Annotated in this window: 14 protein-coding genes; 11 read left to right on the top strand and 3 right to left on the bottom strand. The window is 64.4% G+C overall.

Annotated features, from left to right (window positions below; translation table 11 throughout):
- The first annotated feature begins 95 nt into the window (after positions 1-95).
- Both ubiA and ABRP17_RS07165 read left to right on the top strand, forming a co-directional pair.
- Positions 96-917, top strand: a complete 822-nt coding sequence (gene ubiA, locus ABRP17_RS07170; RefSeq protein ID WP_372486923.1) for a 4-hydroxybenzoate octaprenyltransferase — start codon at positions 96-98, stop codon at positions 915-917.
- Positions 918-1,349: 432 nt separating this feature from the next.
- Positions 1,350-1,511 (top strand): hypothetical protein, encoded by a 162-nt coding sequence (locus ABRP17_RS07165; RefSeq protein ID WP_349986018.1) that lies wholly within the window; start codon positions 1,350-1,352, stop codon positions 1,509-1,511.
- Positions 1,512-1,587: 76 nt separating this feature from the next.
- Here the strand turns inward: ABRP17_RS07165 and ABRP17_RS07160 are convergent, their stop codons facing one another.
- Positions 1,588-2,259, bottom strand: a complete 672-nt coding sequence (locus ABRP17_RS07160) for a VOC family protein (protein WP_349986016.1) — start codon at positions 2,257-2,259, stop codon at positions 1,588-1,590.
- A 510-nt stretch (positions 2,260-2,769) separates the two neighbouring features.
- On the opposite strand from ABRP17_RS07160, the gene ABRP17_RS07155 reads away from it, so the two are divergent.
- Both ABRP17_RS07155 and ABRP17_RS07150 read left to right on the top strand, forming a co-directional pair.
- On the top strand, positions 2,770-10,449 hold the full coding sequence (locus tag ABRP17_RS07155) for a YadA-like family protein (protein WP_349986015.1): 7,680 nt from the start codon (positions 2,770-2,772) through the stop codon (positions 10,447-10,449).
- An 87-nt stretch (positions 10,450-10,536) separates the two neighbouring features.
- A complete protein-coding gene (locus ABRP17_RS07150) occupies positions 10,537-11,346 on the top strand; it encodes an OmpA family protein (protein WP_349986013.1) in 810 nt (269 codons plus the stop codon).
- A gap of 126 nt (positions 11,347-11,472) precedes the next feature.
- On the opposite strand, the gene ABRP17_RS07145 is transcribed toward ABRP17_RS07150, so the two are convergent.
- Both ABRP17_RS07145 and ABRP17_RS07140 read right to left on the bottom strand, forming a co-directional pair.
- Positions 11,473-11,820 carry a hypothetical protein gene (locus tag ABRP17_RS07145; protein ID WP_349986012.1) on the bottom strand — a complete coding sequence of 116 codons (348 nt, stop codon included), beginning with the start codon at positions 11,818-11,820 and terminating at the stop codon, positions 11,473-11,475.
- A 119-nt stretch (positions 11,821-11,939) separates the two neighbouring features.
- The gene (locus ABRP17_RS07140) at positions 11,940-13,442 is read right to left on the bottom strand and encodes a YifB family Mg chelatase-like AAA ATPase (protein ID WP_349986011.1); all 1,503 of its coding nucleotides are present in this window, start codon (positions 13,440-13,442) and stop codon (positions 11,940-11,942) included.
- A 228-nt stretch (positions 13,443-13,670) separates the two neighbouring features.
- Between ABRP17_RS07140 and ABRP17_RS07135 the strand changes: the two genes are divergently transcribed.
- From ABRP17_RS07135 to ABRP17_RS07105, 7 genes are all read left to right on the top strand, one after another.
- Positions 13,671-14,294: a hypothetical protein gene (locus ABRP17_RS07135; protein ID WP_349986009.1), complete on the top strand. Its 624-nt coding sequence runs from the start codon at positions 13,671-13,673 to the stop codon at positions 14,292-14,294.
- A gap of 99 nt (positions 14,295-14,393) precedes the next feature.
- The gene (locus tag ABRP17_RS07130) at positions 14,394-14,918 is read left to right on the top strand and encodes a hypothetical protein (RefSeq protein WP_349986008.1); all 525 of its coding nucleotides are present in this window, start codon (positions 14,394-14,396) and stop codon (positions 14,916-14,918) included.
- Between the two features lie 20 nt (positions 14,919-14,938).
- Positions 14,939-15,181: a hypothetical protein gene (locus ABRP17_RS07125; protein ID WP_192094357.1), complete on the top strand. Its 243-nt coding sequence runs from the start codon at positions 14,939-14,941 to the stop codon at positions 15,179-15,181.
- A gap of 155 nt (positions 15,182-15,336) precedes the next feature.
- The gene (locus ABRP17_RS07120; protein WP_349986006.1) at positions 15,337-16,287 is read left to right on the top strand and encodes a glutathione S-transferase family protein; all 951 of its coding nucleotides are present in this window, start codon (positions 15,337-15,339) and stop codon (positions 16,285-16,287) included.
- Between the two features lie 89 nt (positions 16,288-16,376).
- Positions 16,377-17,852, top strand: a complete 1,476-nt coding sequence (locus ABRP17_RS07115; protein WP_349986005.1) for a hypothetical protein — start codon at positions 16,377-16,379, stop codon at positions 17,850-17,852.
- A 199-nt stretch (positions 17,853-18,051) separates the two neighbouring features.
- Positions 18,052-18,447, top strand: coding sequence for a glycine zipper 2TM domain-containing protein (locus ABRP17_RS07110; RefSeq protein WP_188327374.1), 396 nt, complete (start codon positions 18,052-18,054; stop codon positions 18,445-18,447).
- 98 nt (positions 18,448-18,545) lie between these two features.
- Positions 18,546-19,616 (top strand): tartrate dehydrogenase, encoded by a 1,071-nt coding sequence (locus ABRP17_RS07105; RefSeq protein WP_349986003.1) that lies wholly within the window; start codon positions 18,546-18,548, stop codon positions 19,614-19,616.
- Positions 19,617-19,720 lie beyond the last annotated feature (104 nt).

The following is a 19,720-nucleotide window of genomic DNA, read 5'->3' as shown; positions in this document are numbered from 1 at the left end:
GCAATTGTCGGGAGTATCATTTCCCCATGTCACACCCCTCTATTGACGCGTCCCCCGGGGACGCCACGCCGCGCTGGCGGCACTACTGGAAACTGATGCGCGCCGATCGCCCGATCGGCACGCTGCTGCTGCTGTGGCCCACCTGGTGGGCGCTGTGGCTGGCCTCTGGCGGGGTGCCTCCGCTGTGGACGCTGTTCGTGTTTACCGCGGGCGTCTGGCTGACCCGCTCGGCTGGCTGCGTGATCAACGATTACGCCGACCGCTGGCTGGACCCGCATGTAAAGCGCACCAAGGATCGACCCCTGGCCAGCGGCGCGGTGAGGGGCCGGCATGCACTGATGCTGTTCGCCGCGTTGATGGTGGCGGCGTTCGCCCTGGTGCTGACGTTGAACTGGCTCACCGTGGCGCTGAGCTTCGTGGGCATCTTTCTGGCGGCCAGCTATCCCTATCTGAAGCGCTACACGCACCTGCCGCAGGTGTACCTGGGCATGGCGTTCGGCTGGGGGATTCCGATGGCCTTCGCAGCCGTGCAAGGCGACGTGCCGGCGCTGGCGTGGCTGCTATACGTAGGCAATATCGTGTGGTCCACCGCGTATGACACGTGGTACGCGATGGTGGATCGCGATGACGATCTGATAATGGGTTCGCACTCCACCGCGATCCTGTTCGGTCGATACGACTTGGTGATCCAGGGCGTGCTGTATGCCGTGTTCCTGGCGGTCATGAGCGGGGTAGGGGCATGGGCCAGGCTGGGCCCGTGGTACTTCGGCGCGGTGGCCGTGGCGGCCGTGCTGGTCGCCTATGAGTTCTGGCTGTGCCGCAACCGCGAGCGCGACCCGTGTTTCAAAGCGTTCCTGCATAACAACTGGGTGGGCGCTGTGCTGTTCGCGGGTATCGCCGTGGCCCTGCTCCGGTAGAGCCGACTTCAGTCGGCTGCTGTCAGGCGAAGCCGGCTGAAGTCGGCTCTACCGAGGCGATGAAGCGCAGGGGCAGCCGACTGAGGTCGGCTCTACCGGGGCGATGAAGGGGCGGTGAGACCGACACGGTCATGCACCATGGGACCGGGATCGGTAGCGCCGAGCCACGCTCGGCGAGCGCAGCGGCAAGCGCATGGCCGCCAGCGCCGTCGCGACCCCGGCTGCGGCCCGATGAACAGGCCAAAGAACTGCCCGGAATGACCACATGCAAACACCGTCTGAATCCTTAAGGTGCTTGCGCCACTAAGCCTCGGTGGCGGCAGGGCAAGCCGTGTGATGCCGTCCTCCACACGTTCCCACGCGTGGTTAACCAATGCTTGCCGAGGATGGCCATGACCGCGGCATTCCGCATGCGGCTTTGAGAGCACTGACATGGCAAACCAGCAGAATCAGCAGAACCCGCAGCAGGGTCAGCAGAACCAGCAGGATCAGCAGGGCCAGGAGCGCGGCGGCCGCGACCAGCAGCAGCAACAGCAGCAGGAACACCAGCAGCGCAACCAGAACCAGCAGCAGGGCGGCAACGAAGAAGAATGAGTTGTCGCACTGCACTGAAGAGACAAAGCCCCGCGATCGCGGGGCTTTGTTTTTAGGGAGTCTGTTTTCAGCGCATCTACAGTGAAACGCAGCGCCATCGCTGCTGTGCGTCAGCAACCTGTCCGCCGCGTTGCGATGCTTCGATGACAAGTTCGATACCCACCGCATTGGGCAGGTCGCGTTGCTCGGGGAACCAAGGCCGGGTGGCGTCCACCACGATCAGCAGCCCCTCGTCATCGCCCATCGGGGCGAACGCTTCTGAAGGCTCGGACAGCGGCGTCAGACCGAAGGTATCCGCCAACCGGCGCTGCGTGCCGGGCACATCGTCGACGGGCAGGCCGACTTCGCTCAGGCAGGTGATCTCGCTGCCATGGAAAGGACCCGTGCGCGAGGAGAGCGGCAAGCGCTTGCGCCCGATCAGCTCCAGAATCAGGCCGTCCGGTCCGGTGAAATATACCGACTGCGATTTCCAGTTGCTCTCCAGCGCGAAGTACTCCTTGCCGTCCGGCGAGCGCTGCAACGGCGCGCGCTCGCGCAGCCACGCCATTGCTTCGACGAACCGGTTGTCCGGCACATTGAAGGCCAGGTGCACGCCGCCCGTCGGACTGTCATCGGCAGGCACCCGTCGGATCGTGCTCCAACCGATCACGGTGGCGCCGCCATCCACGTCCATCTGCAGCACGTCGGCGAAGTAGGCGGCCAACGCGGCCGGGTCGGAAGCCGGGAGGCTGAGGTCACGTATACGCATGGCCTCACTGTACCGAACCGGGTACAGATGGGCATAACTGTGATGGACGTCTCATATAATTGACGACGACCGTCACGTATTGTTAGCATTGCGTTGTTCGGTAGACCAGTGGATGGTTGTGCAGCAGCAGGGAGTCTGGCTTTTCGCACCGATGCGGACCCCAACACCCAGCTTGCCTTTTCATCCGTCCCTGGCCTGCGCCTAGCAGCCGTGACCCGTCGGGTCGCGTAAGGGGGCTCTTTGTATGTGGCAGTCGATAACGTCGCGTGGAAACGCGTGCGGCGCTTTGCTTCGCCTTGAGTTTGTTGCGCAGGTTCCTACGGGCCTGTCGATGTCCCCTGCGCGCGTGGTTCTGCCCACGCGCTGCGCTGCTGCTTGCCGTCAGGCACCGGACCCCCTCGCCAACCGGCGTAACCGCGGACCCAACCTGCCCCGTGCAGGCGCGGCCGCTCTTCCAAGCGGCCCTTCGCAGCATGCCGTCGACATCGTGAACTTCGTGGAGAACTCTCAGTGAACAAGATTTATCGCAAGGTCTGGAACAAAGCCCTGGGTCGTATCGTGGTCGCATCGGAGCTGGCGAGCAGCGATGGCGGCGGCACCACCGTCGGCGCAGTAGGCACCTCGCGCGGCACCGCGCACGCCAGTCTGGTGGCCGCCGTCGCGTTGGCGTTGGCGTCCATGGGCGCGCATGCGCAGGACCAGAATGTTGATGTCGGCCCGACCGGCAGCGTGACCGCTGGCCAGACCGTGCTGGACAACGATGGCATCCGCATCGGCAACACCGTGGCCATCGGCGCCAACGCCGTCACCGTCAGCAACGGCGCAGACAGTGCATCGCTGTCGGCGCAGGGCCTCGACGTGGGCTCGGTGCTGGTACGCGGCACTGCCGTGACCGTGGGCACCACCCGTCTGGATACCACCGGCCTGACTGCTACCAGCGGCGCCACCACCACCGTGGTCAACGGCACTCGCCTGGGCGTAAGCAACGGCGCGTCCAGCAGCAACCTCACCACGACCGGCCTGGCCGTCACCAATGGGGCGGCGACCACGAATGTCAACGCCACCGGCCTGCGCATCACCAACGGCCCCAGCGTGACCACCACCGGCATCAATGCCGGCGGCCTGAAGGTCACCGGCGTGGCCGATGGCAGCATCGCCGCCAACAGCAAGGAAGCGGTCAACGGCGGCCAGATCTATACGCTGCGCGACGAGCTGTACACCGTCGGCGCCGGCGTGAAGTACTTCCATGCCAATTCGACCGCACCGGATTCCATCGCCAACGGCGGACAGTCCGTTGCGATCGGCCCGAACAGCGTCTCCGATGGCTTCCATAGCATCGCCGCCGGTGACGGCGCCACGACCGCGCTCAATGGGGAAGCCGCCATCGCCGTGGGTCGTCTGGCGACCACCGCCGCTGCCCGCTCCATCGCCTTGGGTGACCGCGCCAACGCCGGCAACCTGAACGTGCAGGACACCATCGCCATCGGTACCACCGCCGCGGTGACCGGTGATTTCAGCCTGAAGGGCATTGCCATCGGCCATGCCGCCACCGTGTCTGCGGTCGATGCCGTGGCTCTGGGCGCAGGCACCACCGCGTCCGGCGATGGCGCTGCCGCAGTGGGCGCCAACTCGGTTGCAGGCGGCGCTGAAAGCGTGGCCGTCGGCCGGGCAACGGCAACCGGCGCACGTGCGCTGGCAGCCGGCAGCGGCGCCACCGTGGCCACCGCAGACAGCATCGCGCTGGGTACGGGCGCAGGCGTCGGCACGGCTGGCAACGCCGCCGGCGACCGCACCTCGCACATCGCCATCGGCACCGGTGCAGGCACCGGCGTGATCGGCAACCAGACCACCGCCATCGGCTTCCAGGCCGGCACCGGCGTGGAAGGTGACCAGAACATCGCCATCGGCACGCAGGCCGGCAACGCGGCGGAAGGTGACTACAACGTGGCGCTGGGTTACCAGGCCAACAGCACCGCGGGCGAACGCGACCGCACCGTCGCCATCGGCGGCCTGTCCACCGCTGCGACGGACGCCACCTCGCTCGGTTATGGCGCCAAGGCCGAAGGCGTGGCCTCGGTGTCGATCGGCTCGCAGAGCCGTGCCAGCGAATCCGGCGTGGCCCTGGGCCGCAACGCTCGCGCCGACAAGGAAACCGTGGCACTGGGCTTCAACTCCGCCGCGCTGGAATCCGACGCGCTGGGTTCGGCCTACCTGACCGGTGACGTCGCGCCGAGCTCGGTCGTTTCCGTGGGTAACACGGTGGCCGGCCAGACCCGCCGCATCGTCAACGTCGCCGCCGGCGCCAATGCAACCGACGCCGTCAACGTCAAGCAGCTGCAGTCCGCGCAGACCTCCGTGGCCAACCTGATCGGCGGCGATGTCTCGCTCAATCCAAACGGCTCGTTCTCGCCCATCAAGGTGGGCAACAACACCTACAACACGGTGACCGAAGCGCTCAGCGCCGTCAGCAGTGGGGCTACCACCGCGTTGCCGCCGGAAGCGGTGACCCGCGTCAACGGACGTATCAACAACATCGCCGCGGGCCAAGTGGCCAGCGATGCGGTGAACGTGCAGCAGCTCAACGAAACGGTTGAAGCGAACAGCAGCAAGTACGTCAGCGTGCGTTCCACCGCCGTCGGCAACCGCAGCAACGACGGCGCGATCGGCGAGAACGCCGTGGCCATCGGCGCACTGACCGATTCTGCCGGTGACGGCGCCACGGCAGCCGGCTACCAGGCACATGCCATCGGTGCCGGTTCAGTGGCGATGGGCCGCAACGTGTCAGCCGAAGGCGCTTCGTCGTCGGTGATCGGTGACAACAGCTACGCCAAGGATGAGGGCGGCGTGGCGATCGGCCGCGGCGCACGCAGCACCGGCGTGAACTCGGTGGTGATGGGTACCCGCGCGCAGGCGGATCCGAAGGCCGGTTCGACGGTCAACGATGCCATCGTGATCGGTACCGACGCCGAAGTGACCGCTAATGACGGCGTGGCTATCGGCCATAGCGCGCTGGCTTCGGCGGTTCGCGGCGTTGCACAGGGCTTCGAGGCGCAGGCCACGGGCGTGGACTCCATCGCACAGGGCAGCAACGCGCTGGCCTCCGGCGTGAGCGCTCAGGCCAGCGGCACCCAGTCCGTCGCCAGCGGCCAGAACGCGCAGGCACGCGGTACCACGGCGCAGGCCAGCGGCACCGATGCGATCGCCAACGGCACCAACTCCCGCGGTTATGCCTCCAACGCGGTGGCCATCGGTACCGGCGCAGTGGCAGGTATCGCCAGCCCGCGTCCGGAAGACCTGATCAACAACACCAACGCCACCGCAATCGGTAACGGGGCTCTGGCCAACCAGCGCAACACCACTGCCATGGGTCCGTCTGCCAGTGCGACCGCACGCTCGGCCATGGCGTTGGGCGACAGCGCCAGCGCTACGGCAGTGCAGTCCTCTGCAGTGGGCACCCGCGCCGCAGCCAGCGGCACCTCGGCCTTCGCGGCAGGCACTGATGCGGCCGCCAGCGGCACCTCGGCCATCGCGGTCGGCACGACCTCGGTCGCGTCTGGCGCAGACAGCGTGGCGGTCGGTTCGACCAGCCAGGCCACCGGCAGCCGTGCCTTCGCGGGCGGCTTCGATGCACAGGCCACCGGCAATGATGCGTATGCACTGGGCCGCGGCAGCCGCGCCAGTGGCATCGACTCCATCGCCTTCGGTCGCGACGCGCAGGCGTCCTTCGCCGATTCGGTGGCGCTGGGCCATAACTCGGTGACCGCCGGTGCCGTAGGCACCCCGAATGCCACGGTCGACAACGTCACCTACAGCTACGCCGGCACCCAGCCGGGCAGTACGGTGAGCGTGGGCACCGACACCATCAAGCGCACCATCACCAACGTAGCCGCTGGCCGCGTGAGCGGCACCAGCACCGATGCGATCAACGGCAGCCAGCTCTTCGGCACCAACCAGGCCGTGACCGCACTGGGCAACAACCTGGACAGCGCAGGTACCAGCATCGCCTCGGGCCTCGGTGGCAACTCGTTCTACAACGCCGGTACCCATCAGGTGGTCACCCGCCTGCAGCTGGGCAACACGACCTACAGCAACGCGCAGGACGCGCTGACCCGCGCTGCCAGCGGCATCAACCTGACGGCCCAGGGCGCCAACAGCACCAACGTCGGCCCGACCAGCACCGTCGGCGCCACGATGGATCTGCGTTCGGTCAACAGCAACATCGGCGTCAGCAAGGCCGCCAACACCAATACCGTCGAGTTCGCCCTGGCCGAAGACATCGACCTGGGCACCAACGGCAGCGTCAAGACCGGCAACACCCTGGTCGACAACGCGGGCGTGGCCGTGACCAACGGTGTCGAAAGCACCCGCATCACCGCCGGCAACGTGGCCGTGGGCAGTGGCGCCAATACCACCAACGTGGGCCCGACCAGCGTGACCGTGGGCGGTGCCAACCCGCTGGTGGTCAACGGCGGCACCGGCACCGTCAACGGCCTGGCCAACAAGTCGTTCAACCCGAACAGCTTCACCAGCGGCCAGGCGGCCAGCGAAGACCAGCTGAAGCAGGTCAACGATGCAGCCACCGCCGGTTGGAATGTGACCGACGCCAACGGCAACACCGCCAACATCGGCCCCAACGGCCAGGTCGCCTTCACCGGTGATGACAACCTGACCGTCGCACAGACCGGCGCGGACGATGCCGGCGTGGTCGGCATCACCCTGAAGAAGCAGATCGACCTGGGCACCGCCGGCAGCGTCACCACCGGCAACACGCAGGTGAACAACAACGGTGTGGTGGTGAATGACGGTGTCTCGTCTTCGTCCATCGGCGCGGGCAACATCGCAGTGAGCGATGTGAACGGGACCACTGCCATCGGCAGCACCAGCATCACCGTCGGCGGGAACCGCCCGGTGGTGATCAACGGCAGCACCGGCACGGTCAATGGCCTGACCAACAAGAGCTTCGACCCGACCAACTTCACCAGCGGCCAAGCCGCCAGCGAGGACCAGCTGGCCTCGGTCAGCCAGACCGTGAGTGCGGGCTGGAACATCAGTGCCGATGGCCAGAACGCCTCCAAGGTGTCGGCCACCAGCCCGACCGGCAGCGACGTCGACCTGAGCAGTGCCGATGGCAACCTGGTGGTGAGCAAGGCCGCCAACAGCAACGACGTCGAGTTCGCGTTGGCCAAGGACATCGACCTGGGCGCAACCGGCAGCGTCACCACCGGCAACACCGTAGTCGACAATGCGGGCGTGGCTGTGAATGACGGTACCTCCCTCACCACGGTGACTGCAGGCAACGTAGGCGTCAGCGATGGCACCTACAGCACCGCCATCGGGGCGACCCAGGTCAGCGTCGGCGGCCTCAATCCGCTGCTGATCAACGGCGCCACCGGCACCATCGGCGGCCTGACCAACACCACCTTCGACCCGGCCAACTTCACCAGCGGCCAGGCCGCCAGCGAAGACCAGTTGAAGCAGGTCAGCGACGTGGCGAGCGCGGGCTGGAATGTCACCGATGCCAACGGCAACCAGGCCAATATCGGTCCGAACGGCGTGGTCACCTTCACTGGTGACAGCAACCTGGACGTGGCACAGAGCGGCGCGCAGGATGCCGGCGTGGTGGGCATCACGCTGAAGAAGAACCTGGACCTGGGCACCACCGGCAGCGTGGCCGCGGGCAACACCACCGTGAACACGGCGGGTGTGACCGTGGATGACGGCACCGCCTCCACCCAGGTCGCCACGACCGGCCTGACGACCACCGACGGTACGTCGTCGACGGTAGTGACGGCAGGCCAAGTGGGTGTCAGCGACGGCACCAATGCTACCGCCATCGGCGCGACCCAGATCAGCGTCGGCGGCCTGAACCCGCTGCTGATCAACGGCGCCACCGGCACCATCGGCGGCCTGACCAACACCACCTTCGATCCGAACAGCTTCACCAGCGGCCAGGCCGCCAGCGAAGACCAGTTGAAGCAGGTGAGCGACGTGGCGTCGGCGGGCTGGAACATCAGCGCGGAAGGTGCCAACAGCAGCAACGTCGGCCCGAACAGTGTCACCGGCAGCAGCGTCGACCTGCGTTCGGCAGACGGCAACGTGGTGCTGACCAAGGCCGCCAACAGCAACGACGTCGAGTTCGCGCTGGCCAAGGACATCGACCTGGGCGCCACCGGTAGCGTCACCACCGGCAACACCGTGGTCGACAACGCGGGCGTTGCGGTGAATGACGGCACCTCGTCCACCACCGTGACCGCCGGCAACGTCGCTATCAGCGACGGCACCTACAGCACCGCCGTGGGTGCGACCAGCATCAACGTCGGCGGCGCCAACCCGCTGCTGATCAATGGCGCCACCGGCACCATCGGCGGCCTGACCAACACCACTTTCGACCCGAACAACTTCACCAGCGGCCAGGCCGCCAGCGAAGACCAGTTGAAGCAGGTCAGTGATGTGGCGAGCGCGGGGTGGAACGTCACCGCCGAAGGTGCCAACGGCAGCAACGTGGCAGTCGGCAGTGCTACCGGCAACAACGTGGACCTGCGCTCCAGCGACGGCAACATCGTGGTGTCCAAGTCGGCGACCAGCAACGACGTCGAGTTCGCGCTGGCCGATGACCTGGCGGTGGCCGGCAGCGTGACCGTCGGCAACACCCGGATCGACACCACCGGCCTGACCATCGTCGGCGGCCCGAGCATCACCAGCGCGGGCATCGATGCGGGCAGCACGCGCATCACCAACGTGGCGACCGGCGTGGACGGCAGCGATGCGGTCAACGTGGACCAGCTGGACGACACCATCGAAGCACGTCGCACCCGCTACTACAGCGTCAACTCCACCGGCGGTGGCAACGAAGCCAATGACGGCGCGACCGGCGCGGATGCGATTGCATCGGGCCGCGATGCCGAAGCAGACGGTGACCAGGCCGTGGCGATGGGTCTGGGCGCTCAGGCAGCGGGCAACGGCAGCGTTGCACTGGGTGCCGGTGCACGGGCACAGGCAGTGAACAGCTTGGCCTTCGGCAACGGTGCCGTGGCCAGCCATGGCAACAGCATCGCGATGGGCGCCGGTTCGGCCACCACGGTGGGCGCGCAGGCGAACTACCAGGGTGCTTACGTGGGCAACTCCAGCTCCACCGGTGAAATGAACCTGGGTGGTCGCCAGGTGACCGGTGTGGCGGCGGGCTCGGCCGCGACCGATGCGGTCAACGTCAGCCAGCTTACTGCCGGCGTAGCCAGCGCGGTGTCTGATTCCAACCAGTACACCGATACGCAGATCAGCACGGTCAACACCCGCATCGACGGCATCGACAGCCGCGTGACCAACGTGGAAGGCGATATCATCGACATCCGCGGTGACATCACCGACATCCGCAACGACGTGGTGGATATCCAGGGCGACATCACCAACCTGGATGGCCGCGTGAACACGATGGAACGTGACCTCAACAACGCCAACATGGTCGCGGGCAACACGGCCGCCAAGGTCACCAACATGGAGTACGGTGCCGACGGCATGTTCCAGGTCAGCCAGGATGGCGATCTGAACAAGCCGCAGGTCACCGGCCAGAATGCGGTGGGCGGCGGCAAGGGCGCAGTGGCATCGGGCAACAACAGCACCGCACTGGGCAACCAGGCCGTGGCCAGCGGCGCCAACAGCACCGCCATCGGCCAGGGCGCGGTCGCCAGCCACGACAACAGCGTGGCACTGGGCCAGGGCTCGAAGACCACGGTGGGCGCACAGACCGGCTACAACGCCGCGTACGTGGGCACCAGCAGCTCCACCGGTGAGGTCAACATCGGTGGCCGCACGATGACCGGCGTTGCGGCCGGCATCGCAGGCACCGACGCGACCAACGTCAACCAGCTCACCGCCGGCGTCAACCAGGCCATCACCTCGGCCAACCAGTACACCGATAACCGCATCGGCAAGGTGGAAGACGACCTGTGGCAACTGGACCGTGGCTACCGCAGTGCAACGGCCGCCGCGATGGCGATGGCCGGCCTGCCGCAGGCGTACATGCCGGGCAAGAGCATGTTGTCGATGGCCTTCGGTGGCTACCAGAGCGAGTACGGCATGGCGCTGGGCCTGTCCGGCATCACCGACAACGGTCGCTGGGTCTACAAGGCGCAGGCCAGCGGCAACACCATGCGCGACTGGGGCTTCTCGGTCGGCGCCGGCCTGCAGTGGTGATGTCGTCCTGATGCCGCAGCGGAGCCGGCCACGCGCCGGCTCCGCTGCAGCCATGCAACCCCATTCGAATTCGAAGGAAACGTCTTGATGAACGTAGCAAAGAGCTTCAAAGCCGCCGCACTGGCCGCGCTGGTCCTGGCCTTGGCCGCCTGCAGTACCCATACCGCGAAGGAAACCAACGGCGACGTGGTGTTCCCGGACGCGGACCGCATCGTGCTGAAGGAAGGTACCTTCCCGAACGTGGCCAACCTGCGCAGCGTGGGCCCCGGCGTGACCAAAGAGCAGCTGTACCACCTGCTGGGCCGCCCGCACTTCAGCGAAGGCTTCGCGCCGAAGGCCTGGAACTACCTGTTCCACTTCCGCACCCCGGACGGCATCGTGACCTGCCAGTACCAGGTGAAGTTCGACGATGAAAAGCGCGGCCAGTCGTTCCATTGGGCCCCGGCCTCGTGCGCTGACATGCTGAAGCCGCCGGCACCGCCTGTTGCCCCGGCGGTGGCGGGCGCGCCGGATGTGGCGCGTTTCTCGCTGTCAGCGGATGCCCTGTTCGCCTTCGGCCGTTCCGGCGTGGCGGACATCAAGCCCAACGGCCGTGACGAACTGGCTCGCATCGCCGCGCAGATCAGCAGCGCGCAGGACAGCCAGGTCACCGTGGTCGGTCACACCGACCACATCGGCAGCGAAGACAGCAACCAGCGCCTGTCGCAGGCCCGCGCGGACACCGTGCGTCGCCTGCTGGCCGACCACGGCGTAGCCGCCGGCAGCATCCGCGCCGAAGGCCGCGGCGAAGCCGAACCGGTCACCCGCAACTGCGCCGACAGCCTGGCCCGTAGCGCCCTGGTGAACTGCCTTGCACCGGACCGCCGCGTCGAAATCACCGTCAGCGGCCAGAAGTAAGTACCCACAGCGGGCGGCGTGCAACGTCGCCCGCTGATTCAAATCGAGCGACACCGGGAGTGACGGCCGCTGGCCGTCAGTCTTCGCTCTGGTAGTGACGGCCGCTGGCCGTCAGCCCCAACTCGCTCAGATCCCGCTCTTCGCAAATTCCGCATTCAACGCATGCGTCATCCGCGCGATCTCCGGCGTCAGGCACGTATTGAACTGCGCCGGATCCTTGCACCGCGACGCCACCTCCGTCGAACGCTGCTTCAACCCGAACGTCCCCAGAATCCCGCGCGCACGGACAAAACACGCCGCGCCCGGCGATCCCTGCTGCAACTCGCCATGACGCGCGGTGCAGTGGGTAATGGCAGCCGCCAGCGCCGCCGCATTGACCGCATACAACGCACCCTCGCTGGTATCAGCGGCATGCGCCTTTATCGGGGCCGCCACGGACAGGCCAACCAGCATCAACGTCCAGATCGATTTCACTTCAAGGCTCCAGCACGGCCAAGCGGCCTGTGTGCCGCACGCGTCATTCTATCGCACGCCCCGGTAGCGCCGAGCCACGCTCGGCGGAATGCCTCATCACCCGCACCCCCAACCGCCCCCTAGAACCCACCCCCACGATCCAACTGCCGATACCCGATCGCCTCCGCCAGATGCTCCGTCCCGATGTCCTCACACCCGGCAAGATCCGCAATCGTTCGCGCCACGCGCAGAATCCGATGCATCGCACGCGCCGACAGCTGCAACCGCTCGATCGCCTGCTCCAACAGCCCCTGATCCGCCTCCACCAGCGACGCACACGCACGCAGCGCCTTGCTGTCCAGGTGCGCATTGAGCGCCCCGCGCTCCAACTGCCGCTCGCGCGCTGCAATCACACGCGCCCGCACATCCGCACTGCATTCGCCCGCAGGTGCACCTTCCCGTAGCTCTTCCGGCGACAGCCGCATCACCGTGACATGCAGGTCAATGCGATCCAGCAGCGGCCCAGACACCCGACCGCGATAACGCTGGATACGCTCACTGGTACACAGACACCGATTGCTGCGATCACCCGCCCAGCCGCAAGGGCAGGGGTTCATCGCCGTCACCAGTTGGAACCGCGCAGGAAACACCGCGCTGCGTGCCGCCCGGCTGATCCGGATATGGCCCGACTCCAACGGCTCACGCAGGATCTCCAATGCACTGCGTGACCATTCGGGAAGCTCATCCAGGAACAACACGCCATTGTGCGCAAGCGAGATTTCGCCGGGATGTGGCGGATTACCACCGCCCGCCAGCGCCGCTGCACTCGCACTGTGGTGCGGCGCCCGGAACGCCCGCTGCCGCCATCGTCGTGGGTCCAATCCACTGCCGCTGATCGACGCCACCGCAGCCGTCTGCAGCGCCTCGGCCTGGCTGGCCTCCGGCAGGATGCCGGGCAGTCGCGACGCCAGCAGCGTCTTGCCGCAACCCGGGCTGCCGATCAGCAGCAGGTGATGCCCGCCCGCCGCAGCCACTTCCAAAGCGCGCCGCGCATGCGCTTGGCCCCGTACGTCGGTCAGGTCCAGCGGCGGATCGGCCTCGATGCTCTCTCTTTCTGCGCGCGGCAATCGCGCCGGGTTATCCACGGAGGCACAGACTTCCAACAGCGTGCGGGCCACGCGCACATCCGCATGTTCCGCCAGCGCGGCCTCGGCGGCATTGGCGGGTGGCACGAACAATGTGCGGCCGGCCTCAGCAGCGGCGATGGCGGCGGGCAACACGCCGTCTACCGGGCGCAGCTCGCCGGTAAGCGCCAGTTCGGCCACGTACTCATGACGGACCACCTGCTGTGGGTCGAGCTGGCCGCTGGCGGCGAGGATGCCCATCGCGATGGCCAGGTCGAAGCGGCCGCCTTCCTTGGGCAGATCGGCCGGCCCGAGGTTGATGGTGATGCGTCGTTGCGGGTAGTCGAAGCGTGCGCAGAGCAGGGCGGCACGAACGCGTTCGCGGGACTCGCGCACGGTGGTTTCCGGCAGGCCGACGATCTGCGTGACGGGCAACCCGCCGGACAGGTGCACCTCCACACGAACCAGCGGCGCATCGGCACCGGAGCGGGCGCGGCTGTGGACCAGCGCGAGGCTCATGGGAGGGTCCCTTGGGGTGGTGGGACCAGTGTGGGCTGGGATGGTGTGGGGATCAGTCAGAAATCCATCGTCGTGCGCGTAGGCAGGTAACGCTGACGCGCGCAGAGGGGGCACCCCACGCACTTGCACTTCCAGTTGAGATGTCGGCCGCAGCTCACGATGTCGTTTTCTGTTAGCGTCAAACCTAGGACAGGCAACGACCATGATGGACATGGAGAGGTACGCCGCATGAAAAGGATAGCTGCAGCCGTCGCCCTAGCATTCGTCTCGTCCACGGCGGCTGCACAGATACCCCCGCCGGGTACCGAGGCGATGCTGGAACTGGAAATGCTCGTCAGCAGCTACGTGGCACGGCATCCCGGCGTATCGATCGACGATGCGGTTTCACGTATGGCCATCCAAAGCGAGCTCATGCCTGTGTCGGAGTCGCTACGCGAAGAGTTTGCCGAGCGCCTGACCGATATTTCCATACAACACGATCCAGACCAGCACATCCTCGTTGAGCTCAAAGGGCCGGGCTCCGTCCCGAACAGAGTTGCGCGAACGCCGAGCGGGGCGACACGTGTGGTGTTCGAGGCAGGCCATCGCTACACGAACGAAGAGTTTCACCAGGTGCTGGATAGCCACCGGTCCTTGATCTACAGCGAAATTCCAGGGATCACGGGGTCTTCGGGCTTTCCTGGCGAGGATCGCGTGCTGATCTACATCTCGGGGGATGCCAATCAGGCAGACCGCCTCAAGGACACCATTGCGAAGCTGGAGCGTGTGCTCGGCTTCAAGATTTCGCTGAGACCCAACATGCCGAAGTCCACGAACATGGCAGCGCCAATGAGCGGTGGCGGTATGGAGTAGCCGTCACAGTGCAGACTATCAAGACGCTGCGCGATTTGTGAAAGCAGACATGCCAGCCCAGTGCGTTAGGGTAATCGTGTCTTCAAACCAGGAGGACGCATGATCTGTGAAGCAACACTCCACGTCCCGCTGTTCAGCGCCTATGCCCTGCCGTTGGGAATCTGCCTGCTGGCCGCACTGGCAGTGGCCGCCATCTGGCGCGCGCCCGTCTCCGAAGGCACGAGCACCCGCTCCAGAAACATCGTTCTGGGGGGCTCCCTCGCCTTGGTACTTATTGTTTCGGCAGGCCTGATCTACCAGGCGCGCAGTGCGCACATTACCGTGCAGGGCGACACGCTGACAGCCTCCGCCCTGTTCGTTTCCACAACCATTCCGCTATCGGCCATCCAGTTCGACGACGCAGTGGATGCTTCAACGCTGGCACTCCCCCGTCGTAAACTCGGAACCAGCACCGGAAGCGTGCAGATGGGCAGATTCGAGACGGGAACAGGTCGCGAAGTGTTCGCCCTTCGCGCTGGCGCGGCGTCACTGCGCATACCGGTTCACGGTAGGGCCGATCTGGTGCTTGACCAACCGTTGTACGAGGAAATACGTGTATGTCTGGCCGCGCGCCAGGCGCCATGACAGGACGAAGGAGAGCAAGGATGAGCAACAAGAACTACTGGTTTACCTCGCGCACCTACGGATGGGGCTGGGGACTTCCCAGCGCATGGCAGGGCTGGGTGATCTACACCGTGGCGGCAGCCGCCTTGATCGCCGGTTTCTTCCTGTTTCCGCCCGCCCGTGAAATGCTGAAATTCCAGCTCTATACCTGGGCCGTGGTGCTGGTGCTCGTGCTGATCTGCTGGCTGAAAGGCGAGCCGCCGAAATGGCGTTGGGGCAAGTAATCCGCCTGTGAGTCACGCAGGGAAAAAGCCAGGCGTACTTACGGCATGACGGCAGCCCTCACCGCGGGTTGTCGTCCCCTCCGTTACAACAGAAGCGTGGCCGCATAGCCAACATCGCGGTCACCCACACTGATTAAAGAGGAGGGTGTTCCCCGATGGGCATGTTGATTGATGGCGTATGGCAGAAGGGCATGGCGGGTGCAGCGGGCGACGATGGGCAATTCCATCGCGAGGAAGCTTCGTTCCGTAGATGGCTGACGGCGGACGGCGGCAACGCCCCCACCGGTGAGCCGGCCGTGCAGGCGGAACCCGCACGCTTTCGCCTCTATGTCAGCCTGGCCTGTCCGTGGGCCCACCGCACGCTGATCGTTCGCGCGCTGAAAGGCCTGGAAACCCTGATTCCGCTGTCCGTGGTGAACTGGCACATGGGCGACAACGGCTGGAGCTTCGCGCCTGGCCCGCTGGTGACGCCGGACCCGGAGCGCAATGCCACCTACCTGCACGAGCTCTACCAGGCGGCGAAGCCCGGCATGACCGGCAAGGTAACGGTGCCGGTGCTGTGGGACAGCGAGCGGGGCGAGATCGTCAGCAATGAATCCGCCGACATCATCCGCATGTTCAACGAGGCTTATGACGCGCTGGGCGCACGCCCCGGTGACTTCTATCCGGCCGAGCTGCGAAGTGAGATCGACCAGATCAATGACAAGGTCTACGACGCCGTAAACAACGGTGTGTACAAGGCGGGCTTCGCCTCCACGCAGGAGGCTTATGAGGAAGCCATCGGGCCGCTGTTCGAGACGCTGGACGAGCTGGATGCCCTGCTGCAGAACCAGGACTGGTTGGTGGGCGGCGTCATGACCGAAGCGGACATTCGTCTGTTCACCACACTGATCCGCTTCGATTCGGTCTATTACGTCCACTTCAAATGCAACGTGAAACGTATCGCGGACTACCCTGGCCTGCATGCGTTCGTGAAGCGGATGATGGACATCGAAGAGGTGGCATCGACGGTGAACTTCCAGCACATCAAGCACCACTATTACGAAAGCCATGCCCATCTGAATCCGTCCGGCATCGTGCCCGCTGGCCCCTCGAAGTATTTTTAAGCGAAAACCGGTTCACGAACAGAAGACAGATGCACGCCATCGAAGTAATGTACGCAGGATCCTAAAACGAACCGCCAGGAATTAAGGTAATGGAATACTTGTCGAGGACGCTCGTGGCCGCTGAGCTGAAAAATAAGGTGGTTAGCGATTTCCGAAGCATAGTGGTCGGACTCGTATTTGCTTTCCCGGCAACGATGACGGGGGCGTCCGAGAGCGAAATTAGTGAAGGCACGTTCGCAATGATGGCTGGCGGGAAGTGTGACCTCCCCAACAGTTCGGACTGCTATCTGAAAGATCCGGCGAAGGCGGGGGTTGTCATTGATAACCTTGCTTCGGCAGGTGTTACCCGGTTTCTGGTGCCTTCAACTGAGCTTAGCGAGCTGAGAATGCTGGGAGGGCTGATTAGGGAGAGGGGACTAACTTTCTATACTTATGAAAGGTGGTCTTTCGAAGCATCTCTGATCGATAATGAGTTCAGTTGCACTGCATTTTCAGAAAACAGGATTTCTAAGGTGCTTGAGCCATTGCGGCAGGAGTTTGGCAGCACGTTTGCTGGGCTGCATTTCAAAGATGAACCGCCTGAGACCCAAGTTGAGGCGCTAGGTAAGCTAACTGATTGCGTTCGGAAAGATCGCCGGCTGGCTGGAATTAAGATTATCGTCAATCTGTTGCCTATTCATGCTAACGCAGCTTCGTACGCGGGCACTCAACATGCGGGCGCGATGTCGCCAATAGAATATGGGGTTGACTGCAGATTGGGTCAGATTTCAGATCCAGAAAAGACTGCTTCGATGGTGGGAAAATACTCGGCATATGCGCAGAGCATCTCGGACGTGGTCAGGCCAGATTATCTTGCTTTTGATATTTACCCTTTTGTCCGCTCACTCGTATCTTGTCCCGCGGCCCAAAGACTGTTGCTGGCTGAAAACATGTCGATCGTAACCAATCTTGGGAGGTCTCGAGGGCAGGTGCCTGTTGCTTATTTGCAGAATGTAAGATCTTTAGGTGGGGCGAGTGGGCCTGATCCATTTCAGTACGCTAGCTTCCACGAACTCCGTTGGTTTGCAGGCTGGTTCAATGTGTTTGGTGGGTCGACTTTCGCCAATTTCGTCTCCCATGATCTCCGGACTAACGTTACCGACGTTCAACCTCATACGCAGGGATTGCTGGCTGCCGACAATTCGCCGACACCCTTGCTGTCAGATCAGGCAAGCACCTATGGAGTTACACGCCAACTTTACAAAGCATTAAATGGTGTTAGTCATATTGGTTTCGTCGACAGTGAGCTTGGTGTAAATAAAGGCAAGCTGGCGGGATGGATTTCGAGCGGGGATTTCATCGTCGGAGAGTATGCAAATGCCGATCAGTCTAGTTCAAGGCTTGTTGTAGCTTCACGAAACCCGCGCCAGTCTGTAAGGGGGTTGATCGGATTAAACAGCTGGTGGACTAAAGTCGAGCAGTTGGATTACGAGACTGGCTTATGGTCAGTGGTTGGCAACAGCACGAACGCTATTGACGTTAACATCAGTGTGGATCCGGTAATCATCTATCGCTTAACGCGATGATGTAGTACCGAGGCTCGGGCAGAGATGCCTAGTAGCGATCAGCTCAGCGATGATTACTTGCGCCAACCTGAACAGGCGCCGGTTCATCCCCGGGTACGCAATGTTGCGGCAATCTTCGAGGCACAGATTCGATTGTGCGGGGGCACTGATGACCCGCCAGCTTCGTAGCTGATCACCTTCCCGATTAGAGGATCCGATGATGCTCACTTCTACTGTTTTCAGCTTCCGTGGCCTGGCGCTGGCATTGGCACTCACCGCAGGCGTGACCGCCGCAGGCAATGCAGACGCGCTGTCGCGCAAGGACAAGAACACCCTGGTGGGTGCAGTGGTAGGCGGCGTGGCGGGCCATGTGCTGTCCAACGGCGACCCGCTGATGACCGCAGGCGGCGCAGTGGCCGGTGGTGCGATTGGTAATGTCGCCACCAAGGATCGCCGCAACAACCGCGATTACCGTTACGACCGTGGTCATCGGTATGACCGCGACCAGCGCTACCAGCGCACCAGCTACCGCGAGCGGGATCGCCGCCATGACCAGCGTCGCTGGGATGATCGTCGTGGCTATGATCGTCGCCACCACAACGGTGGCTGGCGCTGAGTAAGCCAACAATGGGGTCAGAGCGCTTCCGCCATCCGGGAACGGTCTGACCCTTTTTCTTGGCATGATGGTGGTTTCCGTCACGCAGGGAGCCCCTCATGGCACGCACGTTCAACATCGCCGTCATCCCCGGCGACGGCATCGGCAAGGAAGTGATGCCCGAAGGCCTTCGCGCGCTTGAAGCGGCGGCCAAGCGCTTCGATCTGTCGTTCAACTTTACCCACATCGACTGGGCCAGCTGTGCGTACTACCAGCAGCACGGTCAGATGATGCCGGACGACTGGAAGGCGCAGCTGCAGGATCAGGATGCGATTCTGTTCGGCGCGGTGGGCTGGCCCGACCTTGTGCCGGACCACATCTCGCTGTGGGGCTCGTTGCTGAAGTTCCGTCGGGAATTCGATCAGTACATCAACCTGCGGCCCGTGCGCCTGTTCGAGGGTGTGCCGTGCCCGCTGGCCGGCCGCAAGCCCGGCGATATCGATTTCTTCGTCGTGCGCGAAAATACGGAAGGCGAGTACACCAACCTCGGCGGCATCATGTACGAGGGCACCCCGCGCGAGATCGTGATCCAGGAAACGGTGATGAGCCGCCACGGCGCGGATCGGGTGCTGAAGTACGCCTATGAGCTCGCGCAGTCGCGCGCACGCAAGCACCTGACCGTGGCGACCAAGAGCAACGGCATCGCCATCAGCATGCCGTGGTGGGATGGTCGCGCCGATGCGGTAGGTGCGGCGTATCCGGATGTGATCGTGGACAAGCAGCACATCGACATCCTGACGGCGCGCTTCGTGTTGCAGCCGCAGCGATTTGACGTGGTGGTGGCGAGCAACCTGTTCGGCGACATCCTGTCTGATCTGGGTCCTGCCTGCACGGGCACGATCGGCTTGGCACCGTCGGCAAACCTCAACCCGGAGCGGGATTTCCCGTCCTTGTTCGAGCCGGTGCACGGATCGGCGCCGGACATCTATGGTAAAGGCGTAGCCAATCCAGTTGCGATGATCTGGTCGGCGGCATTGATGCTGCAGTTCCTCGATTGTCAGCCGGCCCACGACGCGATCCTTGCGGCTGTCGAGGGTGTGCTGGCGCGTGGTCCGCTGACGCCGGACCTGGGCGGCACGGCGACAACGCGCGAGCTGGGCGAAGCAGTGGCCTTGGCGGTCGCGGGGTGATGGCGCCCTCGTTATGCCATCCAACGCAGTGACGTCGCGGATGACGCGTAGCGCGACCACAACGCAACTTTCCTGATGTACCCGCAGGATCGCTGCTGCGCACG

Origin of the sequence: Stenotrophomonas sp. WHRI 8082 (assembly GCF_040223995.2) — a bacterium.
In the GTDB taxonomy this organism is placed as follows: Bacteria; Pseudomonadota; Gammaproteobacteria; order Xanthomonadales; family Xanthomonadaceae; genus Stenotrophomonas.
This window is presented reverse-complemented; position numbering and strand designations above follow the sequence as displayed.

Coding starts and splice junctions, on each gene's coding strand:
- ubiA (WP_372486923.1), top strand. CDS start 96: ATGCGCGCCGATCGCCCGATCGGCACGCTGCTGCTGCTGTGGCCCACC.
- ABRP17_RS07165 (WP_349986018.1), top strand. CDS start 1,350: ATGGCAAACCAGCAGAATCAGCAGAACCCGCAGCAGGGTCAGCAGAAC.
- ABRP17_RS07160 (WP_349986016.1), bottom strand. CDS start 2,259: ATGCGTATACGTGACCTCAGCCTCCCGGCTTCCGACCCGGCCGCGTTG.
- ABRP17_RS07150 (WP_349986013.1), top strand. CDS start 10,537: ATGAACGTAGCAAAGAGCTTCAAAGCCGCCGCACTGGCCGCGCTGGTC.
- ABRP17_RS07140 (WP_349986011.1), bottom strand. CDS start 13,442: ATGAGCCTCGCGCTGGTCCACAGCCGCGCCCGCTCCGGTGCCGATGCG.
- ABRP17_RS07135 (WP_349986009.1), top strand. CDS start 13,671: ATGAAAAGGATAGCTGCAGCCGTCGCCCTAGCATTCGTCTCGTCCACG.
- ABRP17_RS07130 (WP_349986008.1), top strand. CDS start 14,394: ATGATCTGTGAAGCAACACTCCACGTCCCGCTGTTCAGCGCCTATGCC.
- ABRP17_RS07125 (WP_192094357.1), top strand. CDS start 14,939: ATGAGCAACAAGAACTACTGGTTTACCTCGCGCACCTACGGATGGGGC.
- ABRP17_RS07120 (WP_349986006.1), top strand. CDS start 15,337: ATGGGCATGTTGATTGATGGCGTATGGCAGAAGGGCATGGCGGGTGCA.
- ABRP17_RS07115 (WP_349986005.1), top strand. CDS start 16,377: ATGGAATACTTGTCGAGGACGCTCGTGGCCGCTGAGCTGAAAAATAAG.
- ABRP17_RS07110 (WP_188327374.1), top strand. CDS start 18,052: ATGCTCACTTCTACTGTTTTCAGCTTCCGTGGCCTGGCGCTGGCATTG.
- ABRP17_RS07105 (WP_349986003.1), top strand. CDS start 18,546: ATGGCACGCACGTTCAACATCGCCGTCATCCCCGGCGACGGCATCGGC.